The organism is Paenibacillus sp. FSL M7-0420 (assembly GCF_038002345.1).
Classification (GTDB): Bacteria; Bacillota; Bacilli; order Paenibacillales; family Paenibacillaceae; genus Paenibacillus_AQ.
Map to the genome: position 1 here is coordinate 6030504 of NZ_JBBOCJ010000001.1, position 20909 is coordinate 6051412.

Below are 20909 nucleotides of genomic sequence, written 5' to 3' on the forward strand. Positions count from 1 at the left end.
CAGCGCTCCGTAGCCTGCGGTAAGTGAAAGCTTCGATGGCCTCAAGTCCGGTCCCCCCCTTCGTAATACACCCACGACTTCGAGGTTCTGAACACGATGAATGTGAAGAACAGAATGATGATGAACAAGATCCAGGCCAGCGCAGACGCATAGCCCATTTCGGCATCCCGGAAGCCCGTTCTCCACAGATAAAATACATAGAACAGACTCTGGTTGTTCGGTCCGCCCTGCGTCAGAATGTAAGCTTCGTTGAAGACCTGAAAGGAACCGATAATGGTCATGATGGTATTGAAAAAGATCGTCGGGGTGACCATCGGAACCGTCACATGGCTCAGCTTGCGGAACCAGCCGCCCCCGTCCACCTCAATCGCTTCGTAATACTGCCGGGGGATGCCGGAGAGTCCGGCGAGGAAAATAATCACCGTGCTGCCGATCCCCCATAGCGTGGTAAGTACGACCGAGGGGATAACACTCCCTTCCCCGTACAGCCAGTTGCTGGTCGGCAGATGCAGGCGGCTCAGCAGCGAATTGATGAGGCCCAGATCGGGGTTAAGCAGCCACATCCAGATCATGGCCGAGGCCACCGCCGGAACGATGCTCGGAAGATAGATGATCGTACGGAAGATCGCCCTTCCCTTCACATTGAGATTCAGCAGCAGCGCAATCCCGAAGGAGAGGAGAATCACCGCAGGGACACGCAGCACCACGAAATAGAAGGTGATTCCCAGCGATTTGTAGAACAGCTCATCCTCCCCTGAGAACAGCCGTGTGAAATTATCCAGACCCACAAAGGCGGTCTGTTCCTTGAACACATTGTAGTCGGTCAGGCTGAGCACCAGACTGGCGATCATGGGACCCAGCGTGAAAATGGCAAATCCAAGGATGGCGGGGGCCGTGAATAACAGCCCATAGAACATTCCCTTTCGCATACCGGCCTCCAGTCTCGAAATCGCATATCCATTCTTTCAGTGCACAAAAAGCGGCGAACGAGGCAACGGACGCCGCTCCATGCTGTGATTTCGCAGTTGATTATTCCTTGATATCGCGCCGCCCCTTAATCTGGGCCTGGGCCTTCGCCGCGATGGAGTCCATCGCCTCCTGGGCCGTCTGCTGGCCGAGCCATACCTTATCCAAGGCGGGATTGACGAGGTCCATAATATTGTTGAAGTTCTTCACATATCCGGTCGGCGTCTGATGACCCTTGATCAGAATCACATCCACGATGGCTTCTTTATAGCCGGACGGTCTGGCATCCAGATTCTCTGTCCATTTGGCCAGCAGTGCAGGATCGGTGTACCAATCCTTAGGTGAAGGCATCCAGGTTCCGGCTGTCAGCATATCAATGGAAGCTTCAGGATCAAGCAGCGCCTTCAGCAGCTCCCAGGTCTCCTGGGGATGCTTCGTGGATTTGAAGATGGAGAACATGCCGCAGACCACGGTGGTAACCGGTTCCTTCATGACAGGCATCACTCCGACATTGAAGTTGAACTTCGATTGGGCGAGGCCTGCGCTTGCCCATTGCCCGTCTACAGTCATCGCCACCTTCTTGGTCTGAAGAGCCACATTCGTTGCCGGAATATTCTTGGACTGCACAGGTGAAGGGGAGACATGATGCACATTCATCAGATCAGATATTTTCTGGAGGGCTTCCACCGCCTCCGGCTGGTTCAGGCCGAAGGTTTTGCCGTCCGCCGAGATGAAATCCCCTCCGTTGGAGTAGATAAAGTTGCTGTATACGCCCCACCAGGTGGAGATATTTGCGCCGTATTGCTTGATTTTTGCCGGATTGAAGCCCTCCTGGTCTGCCGTCTTGCCGTTCGTGTCTACTGTGAGCTTCTTCGCGACTTCGACGAATTCATCCCAGGTCCAGGCATCGGCCACATTCGACGGGGGAGGTTCAATTCCGGCTTCCTTGAAGATATCCTCATTGTAGAACAGGCCGAAGGATTCAGGCCCCGGACCGATCCCGATAACATTGCCCGGCTCAAGCGAGTAGGTAATATTGGGAACCAGCGTATCCGGACTGATATCAGCATCCGTATCCAGGAATTCCTGAAGATTATAGAATTTGCCCTGCTCCGCCATCGGAAAAGCAATTGTGCCCGATTCCATCATGGCAATGTCCGGAACATCATTCCCGGCGACCATAGTCGTCAGCTTGGTATCATAATCGGCGGCAATATGCTGAAGCTCGACCTTAACGCTCGGATGCTTGGCCTCGAAATTCTGAATCGCTTTTTTATAAGGAGCCACTTCCTCCGGTGAGCCCCAGACCGTCATCCGCAGCTTAATATTCTCCTTCGATCCGGAATTTCCGGAAGATGCGGAAGTGTCAGGGCTTGCAGTATTAGACTTCGAGCACGCAGACAGCACGGCGGCAAGCATCAGAACCAGAGTCAATGTGATGAAGACTGATTTCCTGGGTTGCGACATATTCCAAGCCCCTCTCGATTTCTAAGTTCAACGGGTTCATAGCTGCAGTCTATGATGCCTTTATTATAAAATATAAGATAGCGCTTACATAACCCTAATCTCTTTGGATTGGTGGACCGGGATTGGCTTATAGCGGCAAAGTAATCACTACCTTCGTGCCCGTTCCCGGAGTCGAGAAGATGGATATCCCGTACTCGCCCCCGTAGGTCATCTGAATGCGGTCAATAGTATTCTTAATGCCCACGGAGGAAGATTTCTGATACAGAATCCTGTGTACCGTCTCCGCACTCATGCCCCGGCCGTTGTCAGCTACCTCGTAATGCCGGGTTCTGCCGTTAATCCAGCCGCGGATACCGATAATGCCGCCTGACTCGGTCCGGTCGAAGCCGTGAAGAATCGCATTCTCCACAAAAGGCTGGAACAGCAGCCGCGGCACATCATACTCCAGGAGCCGAGGGTCCATATCATACTCCACGGTGAACTTGTCTTCGAAGCGGATCGACATAATATAGAAGTAATTACTCATCCAGCTCATCTCTTCGGACAAAGGTACGGCGTCCCATGTCTTCCGGGAGGTATAATGCAGCATGTTGGACAGACAGACAAGCATCCTGCTAAGCTCCTGCTGATCATTCTCAATCGCCGTCCAGTTCATCACATTCAACGTATTGTACAGGAAGTGCGGATGCATCTGCATATTCAGCGCCTGTATCTCGGCCTCCTTCTCCTTCAGCTTAATCTCGTAATTCTCCGTCACCAGCAGGTGAATCCGGTCATTCATCCGGTTAAAGCGCTGGGTCAAAATGCCGAACTCGTCATGGCTCACCACATCCACGCGGGTCTGGAAATCTCCTTCGCCCACCGATTTCATCGCGCTTAGCAGCCGCTTGATGGGCTTAGTGATTTTACCTGCAATGAAGAAGGCGAAGACCAGAGCCACGATCCCCATCACAACGGCCAGCACGGTAATTGAGGTGCGGATCACCGGCACGAAGCTGCTCACCAGCCCTGCCTCCGGTATCCACACCACAGACATCCAGCCGGTCACCTCCGAACGGTCGAAGCAGACGATCACCGCTTCGCCGTCCAGCTTCATTCTCCGTGCCCCGCTGTTCTCCCGCTGCAGCTTGTCCAGCCCTGCCTCCTTATAGATCTGTGCAACCTGACCCGGCTCACTGCTGGCAACTACCCTGTCCTGCGGATCAAGCACCATGTAGCGCGAGTTTCCCGGAAGGCTGTCTGCATACAAGGATTTAAGCACCTCGGATTTGAAGCTTATGGCAAGTACGGGGCGTTCCACTCCGGCATCCATTTTGGCAAGCTTCGTATTGCTCAGATAGGTGAAATCCAGCAGGCGTGTAGCCGAGAAAAGAAAACGGAACTCCAGATTCCCGCTTTGCAGATAGGGCTGGTTGAACATGGACGCGAACTCATAAGTCGGTATCCACACCAGCTTCCCTCCGGCCTGCCGGGCCATACGGTAGATATCCGATTGCGTCGGCTCTCCTTGAGGCAGGGGTTGTCCGAAGGTGAAGTAGGAGGTCCACAGCTGGTAGGCAAAGATATCCTGGTTCTGGGAAAAGGTTTTGCCGAGCACCGCCGTCACCTGCCGGTCGGCTGCGAACAGCTCCGCTTCATTCGCGGGGTCCAGCTGGTTGAAGATGCGGAACAGATCCTTATCGAGGAACAAGGACATGCTGTTCTGGTCCACGATCCGCAGCTTGGTGTCCATAACTTCATTGTTCTTCCTGACAATCTCATACACATTCTTCTGCGCCTGCTCTGTAATAATCTTCAGGCTGGTCCGGTAGAACAAAGCCCCCAGAACGAGCAGGGGAATCGCGATCAGCAGGATGTAGCTGGCCAGCAGCCGGTATCGGAAGGTAATCTTCATGCTTCCCGCTTCCTTTGCGACAGCGCGTGCTTATAGGCTTTGGGCGACATGCCGTAATACTTCTTGAATACGCGGCAAAAATATTTCGTATCCTGAAATCCGCATTCCAGCGATATCTCATATATTCGGAGCGGCTCCCCGGCAAGCAGCACCTTGGCCCGCTTCATCCGGGCCGCCGTCACATGCTCAGAGAAGGTTTTTCCCGTCCTGTTCTTGATCAGTGTACTGAAATAGGAGGGGTTAAAATGGAAATGCTCGGCTGCCCGCTCCAGTGTGATGTTCTCTCTCGTATGTTCCTGTATCCAGCCCAGGCATTCAGCAGTCACCACCTCGCCCTTATCCTGTCTGAAGCAGGCCAGGGCAAGATGCACTTCCCGGAGCGCATTCTCCAGATGGTCCACCAGCTCCGGGTACGAGCGGCAGGAGCGGATAAGCATCGCAGCCGTACCGGTCAGCTTCTGCTGTGCTCTCTTATCCAGAATGTCCTGATGCTCACTCCGGATCTGCAGCAGCATCAGCGATGCCTGCTCCTTCAGCAGCATAGGACTGGCATGTCCACCGTCCGCAAGCTGACAGAGGGCTTCCCCGCAAGCTTCCAGAACAAACGCAGCATCATCCATTTTCAACGCCTCATAGACCTTGCTCCAGTCAGGAACGGCCTCGCGGGAAGAAAACCTGATCTCATCAGAAAACAGCAGCCCCTGCCGGAAATCATAGAAGTTGTAACTGTTGGCCGTTCTGGCCGCCAGATAGGACCGCGGCGCTTCCTCCCGGAGGGAACGGCATTCCGGGCCAATCCCGTGGGTGAGCTCTCCGGTATGCGTCCAATCCGCCGCCAAGGAATGAGCGATGGACCGGGCTTCTTCCCGCTTGTCCCCGGTAATGGCTTCCAGGGTAATCAAGGTAACGGCGGCAAGAGGGCCGTCCTCCGTCATCCCGCTCAAGGGAATCGTGATGGCTTCCCCCCACCTGCTCCAAGCCTGCTCCAGAGCACGGATGAACACGCCGCTGTCCTGCCTCTCCCCGCTGTCCCCGCAGGAGTTCAGCTCCGAATACACTGCGACACCGCTCTCCCGCAGCCAATCATAACCGTCCAGCTCCGCCAGCTCGGCCAAGGACGCACTTCCGTTCAGCCAGGACAGCATGAGCCGGTTCAGGTAGGCGGAAGAAGCGAGCTTAAGCCGGTGCTGCAGCTCTTCCTCTTCACGGCGCTGCCTCTGTTCCGCTGTCAGCAGAAGGTCAATCCGGCTTAGGACATCTGCTACTTGGCCAATCTCCACCGGCTTCAGCAGGTAATCATAAGCCCCATAATGGACTGCCTTTTGCGCATACTCGAACAAATTGTAAGCGGATACCATTACAACCCTGGTCTGGAACCCTTCGTGCTTAAGCCGTTCAAGAAATTCAAGCCCATCCATTCCGGGCATGCGAATATCCGTCAATATGGCTTCGGGCCGGTGAGCCTTCACCATCTCCATAGCCGACAAGCCATCCTTCACCGCAACCACCTGATCCTCCGGCCGAAGGCGTCCGATCAGATTCACCATCCCCCTCAGATGCCTGGGCTCATCATCTACAATCAATATTCTCATTCGTCTCAGCCCCCCAAGATTGGCTTACAGCCCCTGTCAGCCGCAGCGTTGCCCTTATTATAGAAGTCCATCCGGCTGATTCATAGTGCATTAATATTGTATAGGTGGACTATAATTGGGAGGAGTGTGGAGGCAAAGAGAACACAAACCTTAGGACTACGCACTTCATATTTTAATAAAAGAACCGCCTGTTCTTGGCGGTTCTTCTTGGCTTCTGGATGTATAGCGTGCGGCTGAAGCCTGCTATTCTCCCGTATTCTTTTCACCATACTAATTGTCTCCGCCCGCATTGCCGTCTCCCCCGGACGCATCAGGCACAGTAGTTACGCCTGCGGCAGGCGCGGGGCTCTCCCCGCTGCCCGCATGTCCGCCTGATCCGCCGGAGCCCGAGCTGCTGTTGCCGCCGCCTGCTGGTGTTCTGTCCACGCCGGTGCTGCCCTTCTCAGTACTCAGCGAAGGGGCCGGGATGGCGATGCCCGGGGCGCTGCTGCCGTTCTCGCCGACAGGCTTGCCCTGATTGTCATAGTAGTACATTGGAACGTCACCGACTACCATCAGGTAGGAGACGGGAATCTCGGTATCCACCACCTGCGGCTCCATGTCAAATGGAATTACAACCGCTACCTCGGTCACAATATGAATATAGACCTCAACCAGAATCATATTGATTCCGGCATTTTGCTGCCGGGTGTTCAGCTCTACCTTCACGGCCCCCTGAGGCTCGATCTTGATCGGGATATCGGGTCCAAAGGAGGCAATCAGCGGGCTGCCGAGCGCCTGGCCCAGCGGTATGCGCTCGCTGCGGTTATGCAGCTCCTGCAGCGTAGACTGTATCACCTCGGCGGCCTGCGAGGTGATTCGCATATGCTCCTTGTAGTTGAGCATGAAGCCGGAGATTTTGCCGTTCTTGTCTGTCTTCCAGTCAATCAGCGCTTCGGCATTCCCGCCGTCCGCCACCTGGGACGTAATCGCCTTGTTAATCGATTCCGTGGCGATCTGCTTCACCCGGATCTGCGCCAGATGCAGGATCGGCGGCTTCATATGCTGCTCCACATAACGCAGCCCCTGCAGCACCGCCAGAATCAGCAGCAGGCTTACGATGATCCAGAATCTGCCCCGTCTGCGCGGCTTCTGCTCCTTGCCCCCGGCAGCTTCCTGCCGCTTCCCGTCCCTGCTGCCGAACAGGCGGAACCCGCCGCCCGCACGCCCGGCCTTGCGCCAGACCCGCTGGCCCGGAGCGCCTGCTGCTCTCCCGGACGGCTTCGCTGTCCCGTAATCCGCTCCGCTGGACCTGGAGGGCTTCGCCACGAAGCCCCCGCTCCGCCCCCAGCTCCGGCCAGCCAGCCCGACGCCGGGTCTTGACGGCTTCGCTTCGAACCTTGCTCCCGAACCCGCGCCCGGCGGCCGGATTCCCGCTCTGGACGGTTTGGCCTTGAAGGCCTGGCGGCGCCCGCCAGACCCCCTAGGACCGCTTCCGCTGAAGTCCGGCAGACGCAGACGCCCGAAGAGCGGTACGCCTGTGCTCCGTTTCCCCCATTTTCTGATTCTGCCCATGCCCTGCCGTCCCTCCCGACATTCCTGCGGTCAAGCCGCCCCTGTACTACTAAGCTATTCAGCACCCGTACGAAATAACCCCACAATGTGGGGCTTTCGCTTTGATGTTCCACTTTCAGATCATTCACAGGCTCCTCCTCCCAACTCTATGCCCGCCTTAAAACAACAAAAAAAGAACATCCCCGCGGCAGCACACCGCAGCAACGTTCTTCTAATGCCCCGCCCGCTTGCGCTTATCCTCCTGAAGATGCCCCCAATGCAGCCGGACAAAGATAGCAAGCAGAATCAGCATAAATACGCCATACCACAACAGAAAACCGTTCCAGTCCTCACGCGGGACAATGAGCGAGGAGCTGAGCGTACCGAACAGCCAGATAAAAGACAGATTGCCTAGCACCGTCCCCCAGACATACGCCGCCGGCTTCATCGGAGACACGGCTGACATCAGATTGATGATATTGCTGGGCACCACCGGAATCGTACGCAGCAGCACCAGGGTCCAAATCCCGTAACGGTCCAGATAGGTCTGCCATTTCTCATACTTCTTGAGCTTGTAGCCCCATTTGCGGTCGAACCAGTCGAAGAGATAGCGCCGGAAGAGAAAATAGACGACTACCGCGCCCAGGTTGCAGGCCAGCCAGCTGACAGCCATCCCGCCGATCACTTCGAATACAGAAACATGGAGCACAATCAGAATCGCCAGGGGGAAAAATCCGAACAAGCTTTGCAGCACGGCGAGCGGAAAGGTAGCAAAAACAATATACGGCCCGCTAAGTCCCAGACTTTGCAGCAGCCAGTCAATCCAGGCATTGATGATCTCGGTCATAGAGCGCTCTCCTTTCCTGACTCTTAGCAGCATGTAAAGGAACCGCTCATTAACGTTGAAGAAAAACACCCCTTGCGGGGTGTTTATTGAACATCTAACTATAGATTCTGCGACATAAGCGTACAAGTTACAGAATTGTTGCTTATTTTCTCTCATCATAGCACACATCGGTCATCGCCGCCAGATCACTGAACCCTACAGAGTTCACTTAAGCAGAGATGCCAGCCGTCCACTCATTAACCTTGGCTTCATTACTCTCTACCCATTCCTTGGCCGCTTCTTCAGGCGATTGTCCGCCCTGAATCTTGACCATAACCTGCTCCATATCCTCTGCAGTCCATTTGAATTGGCTCAGGAACTTGTGTACATCCGGCATATCTTCCTTCAGACCTGAGCGGACCATGGTATGAATCTGCTCGGCACCGCCGTAGACATTCTTCGGATCGTCCAGGTACTTGAGGTCCATATTGGCGAACATCCAGTGCGGCGTCCAGCCTGTCACTACAATCGGTTCATTCTTGTCAAAAGCCTTCTGCAGCTCCTGCGCCATCGCTGCCGATGAGCTCTCCAGCAGCGTATAATCGCTCAAGCCGTAGGCTTCGAGCGCTTTTTCCGTAGCCGTCATAATTCCGGCCCCCGGCTCAATTCCGATAATCCGCTTATCCAGCGTTGCCGCTACTTCCGCATTATTCAGATCTTCAATGGAGTTGATCTCCATATAGGCCGGAACAGCAAGCCCGGTCTTCGTTCCATCCAGATTCACACCGGCATCCTCAATGTCCTTGCCGTATTTCTCCAGATAAGAGGCATGTGTGCTTGGCAGCCAGGCGGCTACCATGGCATCTGCGCTTCCGTCAGCAATCCCTGCCCACATCGGTCCGGCATCGACCTGCAGCATCTCCACCTTCACGCCGAGCTTCGTTTCCAGCACTTCCTTGACTACGTTAGTACTGGCGATCTCGGAATCCCAGGCCACATAAGCCAGCTTCACCGTACTGTTAGTATTGGACGAACAACCAGCTACCAGAATTACAGCCATTAGCAGCATCAGCAAGACCAGGGGTCTGCGCTTTATCGATTGGATTCTTTTCATATTAATCATACACTCCTATTCTTGTGGTTTGGATTTGAAGAGCTTCTGGGTCAGACGATCCAGCAGGATGGCAATAATAACAATCGCAATCCCCGCCTCGAAACCCGCACCCGTCTTCGCCTGTGATACTGCACGGTATACATAGGCACCTACACCCTGGGCACCGATCATGGACGAGATGACGACCATAGACAGCGAGAGCATAATCGTCTGGTTAATCCCGGCCATAATGGTCGGGAGCGCGATCGGCAATTGCAGCTTGAACAGCTTCTGCCCTGCGGTTGAACCGAAGGCATCCGCCGCTTCCACCAGCTCCGGTGAGACCTGGCGAATCCCCAGGTTCGTTAACCGGATCGTTGGCGGAATAGCAAAAATAATAGAAGCAATGACGCCGGGAACGACGCCCAGCGAGAAGAACGACACGGCTGGAAGCAGATATACGAACGCCGGCATCGTCTGCATGAAGTCTAAGATAGGGGTGGCAATGTTCTGGAAAGTCCGGCTCTGTGCACACAGCACTCCTAGCGGAACCCCGATCACTACAGCCAGCAGAGAGGCTGTCAATACCAGGGCCAGCGACTGCATCGACGGCCCCCATAATCCAAGATTGTCAATCAGGAGCAGTCCGACCACCGCAAACAGCGCCATCCGCCATTTGCCGATCCAGTAGGCCAGAGCTGCGATCAGAAGGGTCAGCACCATTGCGGGCAGGAAATTCAGTGCCGCATCAATCCCGCTCACCATTCCGCCAATCACAGCATGAATGATATCAAATACAGGGCCGAAGTAGGTCGTGAGCCAATTTTCAATCCATTCTACGCCCTTTCCGAGCGGTATTTTGGGTAAATTCATGAACCAATTCCTCCTTCAGGAACCGCGTTACCGGCCAGGGCAGACAACACGGCCCCTTTGATAACAATGCCCTTCAGCTTCTCGCCTTCCCCCACTACAGCAACGGGCAGATGCGTCTCCGACATCAGCTCGAACAGATCATTCAGCAGGGTATCCGGCTGAACCCGGGGAATGTCGCGCAGCATCACATCCAGAATACTGCGGTTCTCCTTCAAGGCCTGTGAGGCATTATCCGCTGTCAGCAGACCCTGCAGCCGCATCTCATTATCTGCGACATACAGGCTGGAGACCCCGCTGTCCCGCATGAGCTGCAGGGCTACCCGGGGACCGCGTTCCGGGCGGATCATCTCCGGCTGGCGCATGACATGGGAAGCGGTCAATACTTTGGACAGATCCACATCCTCTACGAAGCGTTCCACATATTTGTTCGCAGGCTGAATCAGAATTTCTTCCGGCGATCCGATCTGGACAATGACCCCGTCCTTCATCAGGGCAATACGGTCCCCGATCCGCAGCGCTTCATCCAGATCATGCGTGATGAAGACAATCGTCTTCTTCACTCTGGATTGCAGCTCCAGCAATTCCTGCTGCATATCCTTACGGATCAGCGGATCAAGCGCACTGAAGGCTTCATCCATCAGCAGAATGTCAGGATCATTGGCCAGACCGCGCGCCAGGCCGACACGCTGCTGCATGCCTCCGCTGAGCTGATCCGGACGGTGATTCTCCCAGCCCTTCAGCCCCACAAGCTCAAGAGCCTCCATCGCCAGGCGGGTTCGTTTGCTTCGCTCCACACCCTGGACTTCCAGTCCGTATTCTGCGTTAGCCAGCACACTGCGGTGCGGGAACAGCGCGAACTTTTGAAAGACCATGCCGATATTCTTCCGCCGGAATTCCCGAAGCTGCTCCGGATTCATCTTGACAACATCCTTACCCTTGAACAGCACCTGTCCTCCGGTAGGCTCAATCAGCCGGTTCAATAGACGGACAAGCGTGGACTTACCACTGCCCGACAATCCCATAATGACAAATATTTCTCCCTCTTCAATGCTGAATTCGGCTTTATTCACACCGACCGTCAGCTTGGCTTCCCTGGCGATCTTTTCTTTAGACCAGCCTTGTTCTAATAATGGAAGCGCCCGTGCTGCATCATGACCGAATACTTTGGTTAACTGTTTCACCTCTATAATTGCCATGGTGACCTCCTTCTCTCCCTTTACTTTCGGGTTAACGCTACTGACCTAGTGTAACGGACTTACGAAAAAATAAGCAAAGCGCATATTCGGTTAAAATTTAGTGTACAGTTTTAACTTTACAAACTTTACGTATAGAATACTCTGTTTAACGCCGGATTCCGTTCCGGATGAATTCTTTACTTCTTGCCGGGGATTTGATTACAATACACTAGGAGAGACATGCAGAATGTCAGCCTATTCCTCAGGAGGGACATCATGAACGATTTAGAGGGGCTTTTGCCCGAGCAAATAGAAAAAATCAGCAAAGCCCGTGAACGGGTCATCGACTCTATCGGCAAAAATATGGATTTATACGGCATCACCCTGTCCATCGGGCATTTATACGGTTACATGTACTTTAATGAGGGCCCGGTTACACTGGATGAACTAAGCAGCACCATGGGCATGAGTAAGACCTCCATGAGTACTGGAGTACGTACCCTGCTGGATTTGAAGATGATCGATAAAGTCTGGGGCAAGGGCACCCGCAAGGATCTGTTCGAGGTGGTTCCCGACTGGCATCAGAACTTCAGCGATTACTTCTCTATTAAATGGAGAAAAGCAGTTGAAGGGAATATGACCGCCCTTAACAAATCACTCGCCGAAATCCGGCAGATGCAAATCGATTACGCGGACGAGCCCGACCTGTCGCGCCTGCTCCACACCGACGAGCTCAAGATTGAGGAAGCCATTAAATATTACCGCTGGCTGCTGAAGCTGATCGAAGCGCTGGAGACCGGCAAGATTTTTGAATTAATCCCTAAAGAATAATATCAGCTATTGGCGTTCAAACTATTCTGCTCATGCTGAAAAGGCTGTCCCAAATGGGGATGTTCCATAAGCCATGAAATGGCAGGGACACCCCTTGTTTTGGAGTTGGATGGACGTTTGCGCTCGGTGAGGACGCTCCGCGAACGAAACGTTGTTACAATCGCTGTGCTCGTAAGAATTTTTTTCATTCCCCTATTCGGTTTCGGTGAAAATCCGGAGACCAAGGCGACCGCTATCGCTTCTCCGCGGGTCGTTTCGTCCTCTCCACTGTTTAAGCAGGAAATGGAACTACCAAAGACTTCAAGGGAACCTAGCCTCGCATACATTTGAGCCATCGCCTACTTTTGAGCACAATGTATGCTGTTTTCCGCATACATTCGGGCCATCACATGCGTTTGAGCACAATGTATGTTGTTTTCCGCATACATTTGGGCCATGCGCCTGCGTTTGAGCACAATGTATACTGTTTTCCGCATACATTCGGGCCATAAGCCTGCGTGCGAGCACAATGTATGTTGTTTTCCGCATACATTCGGGCCATATGCCTGCGTGCGAGCACAATGTATGCTGTTTTCCGCATACATTCGGGCCATCGCCTGCGTTTGAGCACAATGTATACTGTTTTCCACATACATTGGGGCCATCGCCTGCGCTTGAGCACAATGTATACTGTTTTCCACATACATTCGGGCCATGGGATGCTCCACCAGGGAAACTATAGTTTCCCTACAAGCATCAAAACGGCGGCGACCCTTGAATTCAAGGATCGCCGCCGTTTTCGCATGCTGATGTGCTGTCACTGGCAGTTATACTACCGGCAAATTACGCTGTCTTTCGTTAGCTTACGGGTTCTCGATCAGACTGACATCATCGATGAAGATATGATTGCCTGCTTCGATAGCGGCATTCGTCTCTGCGCTGTTGCCGGGATTCAGCCCCAGCAGAAAGACCAGATGAACACCTGCATCCGTTCCGCCGTTCATGGTAAAGGTGTAGCTGAAGCGCTGCATGTCGCCTGTCAGAGCCGTCGCCGTCACCGGCAGATATTTGGTGTAATCGCCGCCGTTATGCTCAACTGCCACCTCAATCAGCCGGTTGATATCCGAACGGGCGCTGAAGGCCAAGGTATAGCTTTTCCCCTGAGTCAGCTTCAGATCCCTGTAATCTACCTGGGCGGCGTAGTTGGCAGATCCCGTGAAGCCCAGCGACACCTCAAGCTCTCCATTCTGGACTGCGGCATTTCCAGCACCCTCGAAGTACTGGGTCCAGCCCTTAAGAGCCGGCTGCGCATCGAATGTGCCGTTATCCAGCGTGCCGCTGGCAGGCTCAGTGTCCGGTCCGTCCGTTACCTTCCTAAGCACGATATCGTCAAAAGAAATCGTATGCGCTATATGGTTCGCCGTCTTATCCTCACCCAGCGTGGCTCCGATCAGATAATTCAGCTTCAGCGGATTGTTATTCGTCACACTGAACTGTGTGCTATAGGTCGCCCATGTGGCTGTTATGTCGAACTTCGCTTGGGCTGCCTGAGCAGAGGTCCCGCTATACTCCACGACAATCTGCCGGGGAACGGTAGATTTCGCTCTGAAGCTGAGCTCATAGGTTGCGCCTGCTTCAAGCGGGATTTTCTCCTGATAGAGCTGGGTATGCCAGGCTTGTGACCCGGCCGCCGTGATCAGCACCTCCGCTGCTCCGTTCACCACTTGGAAGGACGAGGCTCCGCCTTCGCCGGACCAGGTTGACCAGCCTGAGCTGCCGCTGGTGAATGAGCCGTTAACGACCAGATTGTTATCATTCGCCAGTATAGTCTGAACCACACTGGCGTTGACATACCCTTCGGCTTCCACGGTAATGATATAGCTTCCCTCTGCCGGGAAGGCGGCAGGCTGAATTGTAATTGCTCCCGTTCCTACATGGTACAGCTCCGCCGCAAGCGTAACGCCATTCACCTTAACGGACTTAATGCTGCCTGACCATTCTGGCTTATCGATGAAGATAAGCTCAATCGGCTGTGATACCCGGTTGGCTGTGGAATCTGCAAGCAGTTCCTGCGGCTTCGCCGGGGCGTCCTTAATCTCGAATCTGACATTGTCAATAATGATGTCATGACTCTGAGGAACACTCACTCCGCCTACCTTGCCGAGCAGGAATTTCAGCGAGAGCATATCATTCGCCCCCTGCCGGAATTCGAACCGGTAATGCTTCATCTCTGGTGTCAGCTCCACCGTCTTATCGATGGAAGGGGAATAGCTCGCATTCTCTGCCTTCACATTGATCTGCCGGGCCACGCTGGCACTGGCGTCGAATTCAACCACATAATTGAGGCCCGCCGCTGCCTTCAGGTTATTCTGGAAAAGCATCACCGAATACGCCTGATTGCCGGTGTTCGTAATGCTGAATTTCGCTGCCCCATCCGCCGCTGCCGCAGTGCTCTGGCCGCCGTCTTCTGTCAGCAGCCGCTCCCAGCTCGTAAGCCCGAAGCTGAAATCCCCGTTCAAGAGCGGGTAATAGGTCAGATCAGGATCATAATAGGAGCTGGTGCGTACCAGCACGAATTGATCCAAATGGACCGTTCCGGTGCTCCCGCCAAGCCGCAGTACGAATTGTCCAAGATGATCCTTAGCTCCCGCGAGATTCTTGAACACCGCCTCAACCTGCTGAGGTCCCGCACTCAGCTGTACCGGCTCCGAAGCATAGACTTCGCCGTCATGGCCGCGCAGTTCAATAATTGCTGTCCGTGCAGAGGAGCTATCCGCCTCGAAGGTCAGCTTATAATCCTGGCCTTGCACCAGGAAGATCCCCTTTTGTTGCAGCGTAATCTCGCTGCTGCCGTTGTCCGCGCCTATTATGTCCAGCTTCAGGCGACCGTCAGCCTCAACCCCCGGGGTAACCTCCGCACCCCCTGAAGCATCGATATGCCAATAGCTCATCCGATCCGGTTCCCCCAGATCAAAGCTGCCGTTGTACAGGTGGTTGCCGCTGCCGAGCGGCGCCTTGGCGCTGTCATGATCGAAGGGAATACTGCCGATCTCTTCAAGCCGTGCATTGCCAAGCCAGACCGGGGAAGCGTTGGTCCCCAGATTGAACTCAATCCGCGCGGCATTGTCCGAGCTCTCCTTCATCTGGAACATCGTCTCGTAATGCTGAAGCTGCGGGGTCAGCACCGCCTTGAACGCCGGAGAATAGGACGGGAAGCCCAGCGGTGCGCCGCCGGTCAGCCGGGCAGTGAACTCCCTGGCCGTATCCGTTCTGGCATCGAAGCTCAGCTTGTAGTATCTGCCCTTCGCCAGCGAGACAATGGCCTGCGGCTGAATCGAATAGGAATTGCCGCCCGGCTTCAAGATGTTTACCTTGAGGAGATTCACACCGCCGGCCTGCTCCAGAGAGAGAGCCGCATCCGCGCCTTCATCCTTATACAGTACCCAGTGGGCTGTATTCGGGATACCCAGCCCGGGATCTCCCTCTACCTGCTCCGTGAACCCGCTGTTATAAATGAAGTTGCCGTCCGCCAGCGGCGGCTTTGCTCCCTCCAGATAAGGCTCCTTCGCCAGCTCTACCGGTACCGGCTGCCGGTATTCGCGTCCGGTCAGCTCATAGATTCTGACATAGTCAATCTCCATGGAACTCGGAAATACCGTTTCTTCCGTAGGATTACCGTCAAAGTTGCCGCCGACTGCCAGATTCATCAGCAGGTGGAACTTCTGGTTGAACGGTGCCGGATACGCATTGATAGCCGGCTGTCCGCTGCTCTTGCTGTACCAGTCATTCTTGGTCGAGAACAGTACCCCGTCCACATACCAGCGGATCTCCCCCGGCTCCCATTCAATGGAATAGGTGTGGAACTCTTCAATAGTGGAACCGCCCGGCAGCACATACTCCTTGCCGGAATAGACATTATCCGGCCACTGGGAACCATAGTGGATCGTTCCGGCAACTACATTCGGACGGCTGCCCCAGCCTTCCATAATATCCAGCTCCCCGGAGGCCGCCCAATTGCCGTACACATAATTCTCCGGCAGCATCCAGATCGCCGGCCACAGCCCCTTGCCTGCCGGTGCCTTCGCCCGGATCTCGAATTTGCCGTACATTTTGCTGTACAATCCATTCGTCTTAATTCTTGTGGAAGTGTACGGCTTGCCACCCACCGCTTCTTTACGCGCAGTAATGATCAGCTTGCCGTCCTGCTCCTTCACATTCTTCGGATCATTGGTGTAATACTCCAGCTCATTATTGCCCCAGCCCGGATTCCCGACAGCGGTGCCATCGCCGAGATCATAGGTCCACTTCGCGGGATCAATGACATTGTCATCGAATTCATCATTCCACACCAGACTCCACGGATCACTGGTCGGCGCTGGTGTGGGTGTTGGACTTAGTGTTGGTGTCGGCGTTGGGGTTGGTTCCGGTGTCGGTATTGGCGTCGGCTCTGGCGTAACCTCCGGTGTCGGTATTGGTGTCGGCTCCGGCGTAACCTCCGGTGTCGGTATTGGCGTCGGCTCTGGCGTAACCTCTGGTGTCGGTATTGGTGTCGGCTCCGGCGTAACCTCTGGTGTGAGCGTTGGCGTGGGCTCCGGTGTAGCCGTCGCCGTCTCCCCGCCACCGGCGGCAACAGGCGGCTGGCTGGCCTGCGGCGAGGCCAGATTGAGATTGCTGCGGCTGCCCGTCTTGAGAGCGACGCCCCCGGCTGTGACAGCTTCGGCCTGATTCAGCACGGTGCCAAAGCTGCCGCTGCCCAGAATCACGGTGCCCCGGGCACCGGCTGTAAGGAGCAGCTCTGCCACCTGCGCCTGATTCATCAGCACCAGCTTGCCGGGAGTGCCCCAGATCAGCTTGGATAGCTTGCCCGACAAGCTCAGCGTGAGGTTGCCTCCAGCCGCATCAGCGGTGGATACAACCCCATAATTGCCAATAAGAGTGACCGCCTGCTCCCCTGGCGGGAGTACAACACCAGCGAATCCTTCCCCGGTAAGCGCACCTTCTTCAAGGATAGCACCGGAATCAAGCTGCACTGTTCCGGCTGTTGTCGTCCCGCTGGCAACGATGCGGACACTCCCCTTCGGCTTCGCCACCTGCACAGCCCCAAGGCTGCTGTCCGCAAGGCTCACTCCCTGCCCTCCGCCGCCGCGAATATAGGTTGTGCCTGTAACCTGCACCCCCTGAAGCCGGATCACTCCTTCCCCGATCCCCTCCGTAAGATAGAGATTGCCTTCAATGATACTATCCCTCAGTGTAATATCCTTATGGCTCAGCACCACATTCCCCTTTACCCTGCCCAGCTTCACTTCCCCGGCGGCGGAGCGCAGCTCCGTCACCAGTGTATCCGCCAGCTTCGCCAGCTCGGCACGTGTAATCCTCCCGTCCGGCTTGAATAAGCCTCCGGGATAGCCTTGCATATAACCGGCTGCCGTAAAAGCATCCGCCGCAGCGCTAACTGCGCTGTCGGCTCCCGCCAGGTCGCTATACATCCCCTTCGCTTGACGCTCTGTCTCCAGCCTCAGTATCCGCTGAAGCGCAAGGACCGCCTCCCCGCGTTTCAGCGGAGCCGCAGGTTCGATTCGCTGATCTGCGCCAGCGCTCAGATACCCCGCCGCTACCGCTTTGGCGATATCGTCCTTATACCAGGCGGCCGCCGGGACATCTGCCGGAAGCACAGCCGCCATGTCCGTATAGCCGAAGATACGGTTAATGATTGCCGTAAATTCTGCCCGGGTTACCTGCTGCTCCGGCCGGAAGCTGCCGTCCCTGTAGCCGGAGATCACCCCGCTGCGGCTCCAGCGCTGCACTGCATGTGCCGCCCAGCTGCCCTCTTTTACATCAGTAAACGCTTTCAAATCACTAGCAGCCAAGCTCCCGCTCTGCAAGGCGGCCGTAGTCTCCGCAGACGCTGTCAATCTACCCTGAACAGATTTCGCCTCAGCCCCGCCGCTGCCCAGCGGCGATAGAAGTCCGGTAACGATGACAGCGGCCGCTAACAACGCTGATAGATTTCTTTTCATTCCGTGTATGCCTCCTCAGGATTTGAGTCTCCTCTTACCGCATTTCCATCGCCCCGCGCCTTCAAGCTGCTCTCAGCTCCCTCTACAGTACCCTCAAGCTCCCTAATCGAAATCGGTTTCGATTTTCTCCGTGCCATTCCTCTGAACGCAATTAACCTTTGACTTGTTTCGGCAAGTTGAATAGACTCTAGAAAGGACTGCTGTTTGACAGCAGAGAGCGTCCAAGTGAACGGTCAGTAGCCTTGAGAAACCCTGGCATACCCGTCTTTTGGCCCTGTTATAACTATGAAGCGGGGGTGAGCATAGCCATGCAAATGAATATCAAAAAAATCGCCGAAATGGCCGGGGTCTCTGTATCGACTGTCTCCAAAATCATGAACAATTACAGCGATGTATCCGAAAAAACGAAACGAAGAGTGCTCGAAATCATCGAACAAACCGGATATACCCCCTCAAGCTCCGCCAAGACGCTGGCTACCAAGAAGTCCAATCTGATCGGGGTTATTTTTGCCGGTGAGCTGAATGTGGAATTTACCCATCCTTTTTTTGTAGAGGTGCTGAATTCGTTCAAGAAGCAGATGGGCGTACTGGGGTATGACCTGATTTTCTTCTCGAATGAGAAGTTCATTAACAGCGGCGATTACTACTCGCGTTGCCTGCATTTCCATGTGGACGGCTGTGTCATTATCTCGGGAGAACAGATGGAGCCTGCGATACAGGAACTCGACCGGAGCCATATTCCCTGCATCGGCGTTGACCTGGAGCTGACCGGCAGGAAATCCGGCTATGTCATGTCAGATAATTACCAGATTGCTTCCAAGGTGGTGGAGCATTTCTACCTGCTCGGACACCGGGAGCTTGGCTTCATAGGCAGCAGAGCGGATTCGGATATCTCCAACCGGCGCGAAGCAGGGTATGTCAGAGCCATTGCAGGCTTCGGCCTGGTCATGAATCCTAAGTGGTTCGTGCATGGTGACGATTTCTTCGAGCCCAGCGGGTATGCGGCAATGAACTCGTTAATTGCATCGGGAGATTTGCCAAAAGCGGTCTTCGCCGCCTCCGATCTCCTCGCTCTCGGCGCAGTCCGCGCCTTGAAGGAGCAGGGTCTGCGTGTTCCCGAGGATGTGGCCATCATCGGCTGTGATGATATTGAGGCCTGCCAGTATACCAGCCCTACGCTGACGACCATCCGCCAGAACAAGGAACGCCTGGGTGTGCTCGCCGCCCATATGCTGTTCGATCTCATCAATAACCAGTCTGAAGGCGGCTCATTTGTAGTTGAACCGGCGTTAATCGTCCGTGAATCCTGCGGCAGCGGGCTGAAACACTTGAACCGGTAAACGGCTAAATCCCTGAATTACTGAATCGCTTGAATCGCTTGAATCACTGTACTCCTGCTTCTCCCGGAATTGCCCTTCAATCCCTCCCCTCCAGCCCAGAACTTCGCTTGGCTGCACTATGCACCCACCCGAAAACGCTTTCGATACTATAATCGCTCATTTAACGGACTGCTTCAAGGCACCGTTTTTCTGGTTTTGGGGACCATTTTTCGGCTTGGCCCCCACATTGGCCTGTCCTTGCCCTCTATACTGACCGCATCACAGCGGAGCAGGCTCGGCTGCCTGAGGGTCCAGCGACAATCTGACCAGTTGGCCCGCATGACTAAGACCCGCACCGAAGCCGTACAGCAACACCTGCTGGCCGCTGCGCACCTTCCCTTCGCGGATGCCCAGATCCAGCGCAAGCGGAATACTGGCAGCCGAGGTGTTACCGAAGGCTTCAAGACTGTACAGTGCCTGCCCGAGCGGATAGTTCAGCCGTTCACAGATGGGTTCAATCATCCGCAGATTGGCGCTGTGCGGGATGAACCAGTCTACTTCCGCAAGCTCTGCTCCGGCGTTCTTCAGCACCTGCTGTACTCCCTGCGGAACCGTACGGACCGCCCACTTGAAGACTTCACGCCCGTTCTGTACCAGCATGCCTGAACCGGCAAGCTCCACTCCGTTCACCTTCTCCGCCAGCCCTGTGCGATAGACATGCTGCGCTCCGCTTCCGTCACTGCCGAGATGGTATCCCATGAAGTCGTCTGACGCCCCGCTCCCGCTGCTCTCCACCAGCACAGCCCCTGCTCCATCCCCGAACAGAATGCAGGTACTGCGGTCCGTATAATCGGTGATCTTGGATAGCGTGTCGGCACCGATGACCAGCACCTTATGATGCAGTCCCGAAGACACCAGCGCATGAGCCGTATGCAGAGCATATACGAATCCAGCGCAGGCGGCGCTCAGATCGATCGCTCCCGCAGTCAGCGGAATGCCAAGGGTATTCTGCACAATGGACGCCACAGATGGAAAAGAAAAGTCAGGCGTGCTGGTCGCCACAAGCACCATATCGACATCCTGCACGCTTTTGCCATAACGCTTCATCATATCCCGGACGGCAGCTGCACACAGATCACTGGTATATTCATCCGCGCGGCTGATCCTGCGCTCCCGGATACCCGTCCGCTGCACAATCCACTCATCATTGGTATCCACCATCTGCTCCAGATCCTGATTCGTAAGTCTGCGGGCCGGCACGTAAGATCCGATCGCTGTTATTTTTGCACCTGTCATGTGAACCACCTCAGCTTTTCAGTTTATTAGTATCTGATATTAGTACTT

General features: G+C 54.9%; 13 protein-coding genes. 2 read left to right on the forward strand and 11 right to left on the reverse strand.

What is annotated here, in order from left to right; genetic code table 11:
- Nucleotides 1-41: 41 nt before the first annotated feature.
- The 9 genes from MKX51_RS25740 to MKX51_RS25780 all read right to left on the reverse strand — a co-directional run bounded on the left by MKX51_RS25740 (nt 42) and on the right by MKX51_RS25780 (nt 11440).
- Nucleotides 42-929 carry a carbohydrate ABC transporter permease gene (locus MKX51_RS25740; RefSeq protein ID WP_076085002.1) on the reverse strand — a complete coding sequence of 296 codons (888 nt, stop codon included), beginning with the start codon at nt 927-929 and terminating at the stop codon, nt 42-44.
- Between the two features lie 100 nt (nt 930-1029).
- Nucleotides 1030-2433: an ABC transporter substrate-binding protein gene (locus MKX51_RS25745; RefSeq protein ID WP_340994377.1), complete on the reverse strand. Its 1404-nt coding sequence runs from the start codon at nt 2431-2433 to the stop codon at nt 1030-1032.
- A 127-nt stretch (nt 2434-2560) separates the two neighbouring features.
- Nucleotides 2561-4327 (reverse strand): sensor histidine kinase, encoded by a 1767-nt coding sequence (locus MKX51_RS25750; RefSeq protein ID WP_340938222.1) that lies wholly within the window; start codon nt 4325-4327, stop codon nt 2561-2563.
- The gene (locus MKX51_RS25755; protein WP_340994378.1) at nt 4324-5919 is read right to left on the reverse strand and encodes a response regulator transcription factor; all 1596 of its coding nucleotides are present in this window, start codon (nt 5917-5919) and stop codon (nt 4324-4326) included. The genes MKX51_RS25750 and MKX51_RS25755 overlap by 4 nt, the downstream gene beginning before the upstream one ends.
- Nucleotides 5920-6189: 270 nt before the next feature.
- The gene (yunB, locus tag MKX51_RS25760; protein WP_340995706.1) at nt 6190-7023 is read right to left on the reverse strand and encodes a sporulation protein YunB; all 834 of its coding nucleotides are present in this window, start codon (nt 7021-7023) and stop codon (nt 6190-6192) included.
- A 661-nt stretch (nt 7024-7684) separates the two neighbouring features.
- Nucleotides 7685-8299 (reverse strand): TVP38/TMEM64 family protein, encoded by a 615-nt coding sequence (locus MKX51_RS25765; RefSeq protein ID WP_340994379.1) that lies wholly within the window; start codon nt 8297-8299, stop codon nt 7685-7687.
- A 208-nt stretch (nt 8300-8507) separates the two neighbouring features.
- The gene (locus MKX51_RS25770; protein WP_076085017.1) at nt 8508-9392 is read right to left on the reverse strand and encodes a glycine betaine ABC transporter substrate-binding protein; all 885 of its coding nucleotides are present in this window, start codon (nt 9390-9392) and stop codon (nt 8508-8510) included.
- A gap of 15 nt (nt 9393-9407) precedes the next feature.
- Nucleotides 9408-10244, reverse strand: coding sequence for an ABC transporter permease (locus MKX51_RS25775; RefSeq protein ID WP_340938215.1), 837 nt, complete (start codon nt 10242-10244; stop codon nt 9408-9410).
- Nucleotides 10241-11440, reverse strand: a complete 1200-nt coding sequence (locus MKX51_RS25780) for a quaternary amine ABC transporter ATP-binding protein (protein WP_076085023.1) — start codon at nt 11438-11440, stop codon at nt 10241-10243. The genes MKX51_RS25775 and MKX51_RS25780 overlap by 4 nt, the downstream gene beginning before the upstream one ends.
- Nucleotides 11441-11695: 255 nt before the next feature.
- Here MKX51_RS25780 and MKX51_RS25785 point away from each other — a divergent pair, with 255 nt between their 5' ends.
- The gene (locus tag MKX51_RS25785; RefSeq protein ID WP_076085026.1) at nt 11696-12250 is read left to right on the forward strand and encodes a GbsR/MarR family transcriptional regulator; all 555 of its coding nucleotides are present in this window, start codon (nt 11696-11698) and stop codon (nt 12248-12250) included.
- Nucleotides 12251-13092: 842 nt separating this feature from the next.
- Here MKX51_RS25785 and MKX51_RS25790 read toward each other — a convergent pair.
- Complete coding sequence (locus MKX51_RS25790) at nt 13093-18246, reverse strand: carbohydrate binding domain-containing protein (RefSeq protein WP_340994380.1); 5154 nt, start codon at nt 18244-18246, stop codon at nt 13093-13095.
- Between the two features lie 314 nt (nt 18247-18560).
- Between MKX51_RS25790 and MKX51_RS25795 the strand changes: the two genes are divergently transcribed.
- Nucleotides 18561-19586: a LacI family DNA-binding transcriptional regulator gene (locus MKX51_RS25795; RefSeq protein WP_076085058.1), complete on the forward strand. Its 1026-nt coding sequence runs from the start codon at nt 18561-18563 to the stop codon at nt 19584-19586.
- 258 nt (nt 19587-19844) lie between these two features.
- On the opposite strand, the gene MKX51_RS25800 is transcribed toward MKX51_RS25795, so the two are convergent.
- A complete protein-coding gene (locus MKX51_RS25800) occupies nt 19845-20861 on the reverse strand; it encodes a ketoacyl-ACP synthase III (RefSeq protein ID WP_340938208.1) in 1017 nt (338 codons plus the stop codon).
- Between the last annotated feature and the right edge of the window lie 48 nt (nt 20862-20909).

What these genes read in the sequence shown, in the direction of transcription:
- MKX51_RS25800 (WP_340938208.1), bottom strand. Translation starts at nt 20,861, where the DNA reads ATGACAGGTGCAAAAATAACAGCGATCGGATCTTACGTGCCGGCCCGC.
- MKX51_RS25765 (WP_340994379.1), bottom strand. Translation starts at nt 8,299, where the DNA reads ATGACCGAGATCATCAATGCCTGGATTGACTGGCTGCTGCAAAGTCTG.
- MKX51_RS25745 (WP_340994377.1), bottom strand. Translation starts at nt 2,433, where the DNA reads ATGTCGCAACCCAGGAAATCAGTCTTCATCACATTGACTCTGGTTCTG.
- MKX51_RS25790 (WP_340994380.1), bottom strand. Translation starts at nt 18,246, where the DNA reads ATGAAAAGAAATCTATCAGCGTTGTTAGCGGCCGCTGTCATCGTTACC.
- MKX51_RS25785 (WP_076085026.1), top strand. Translation starts at nt 11,696, where the DNA reads ATGAACGATTTAGAGGGGCTTTTGCCCGAGCAAATAGAAAAAATCAGC.
- MKX51_RS25740 (WP_076085002.1), bottom strand. Translation starts at nt 929, where the DNA reads ATGCGAAAGGGAATGTTCTATGGGCTGTTATTCACGGCCCCCGCCATC.
- MKX51_RS25775 (WP_340938215.1), bottom strand. Translation starts at nt 10,244, where the DNA reads ATGAATTTACCCAAAATACCGCTCGGAAAGGGCGTAGAATGGATTGAA.
- MKX51_RS25795 (WP_076085058.1), top strand. Translation starts at nt 18,561, where the DNA reads ATGAATATCAAAAAAATCGCCGAAATGGCCGGGGTCTCTGTATCGACT.
- MKX51_RS25770 (WP_076085017.1), bottom strand. Translation starts at nt 9,392, where the DNA reads ATGAAAAGAATCCAATCGATAAAGCGCAGACCCCTGGTCTTGCTGATG.
- MKX51_RS25750 (WP_340938222.1), bottom strand. Translation starts at nt 4,327, where the DNA reads ATGAAGATTACCTTCCGATACCGGCTGCTGGCCAGCTACATCCTGCTG.
- MKX51_RS25780 (WP_076085023.1), bottom strand. Translation starts at nt 11,440, where the DNA reads ATGGCAATTATAGAGGTGAAACAGTTAACCAAAGTATTCGGTCATGAT.
- MKX51_RS25755 (WP_340994378.1), bottom strand. Translation starts at nt 5,919, where the DNA reads ATGAGAATATTGATTGTAGATGATGAGCCCAGGCATCTGAGGGGGATG.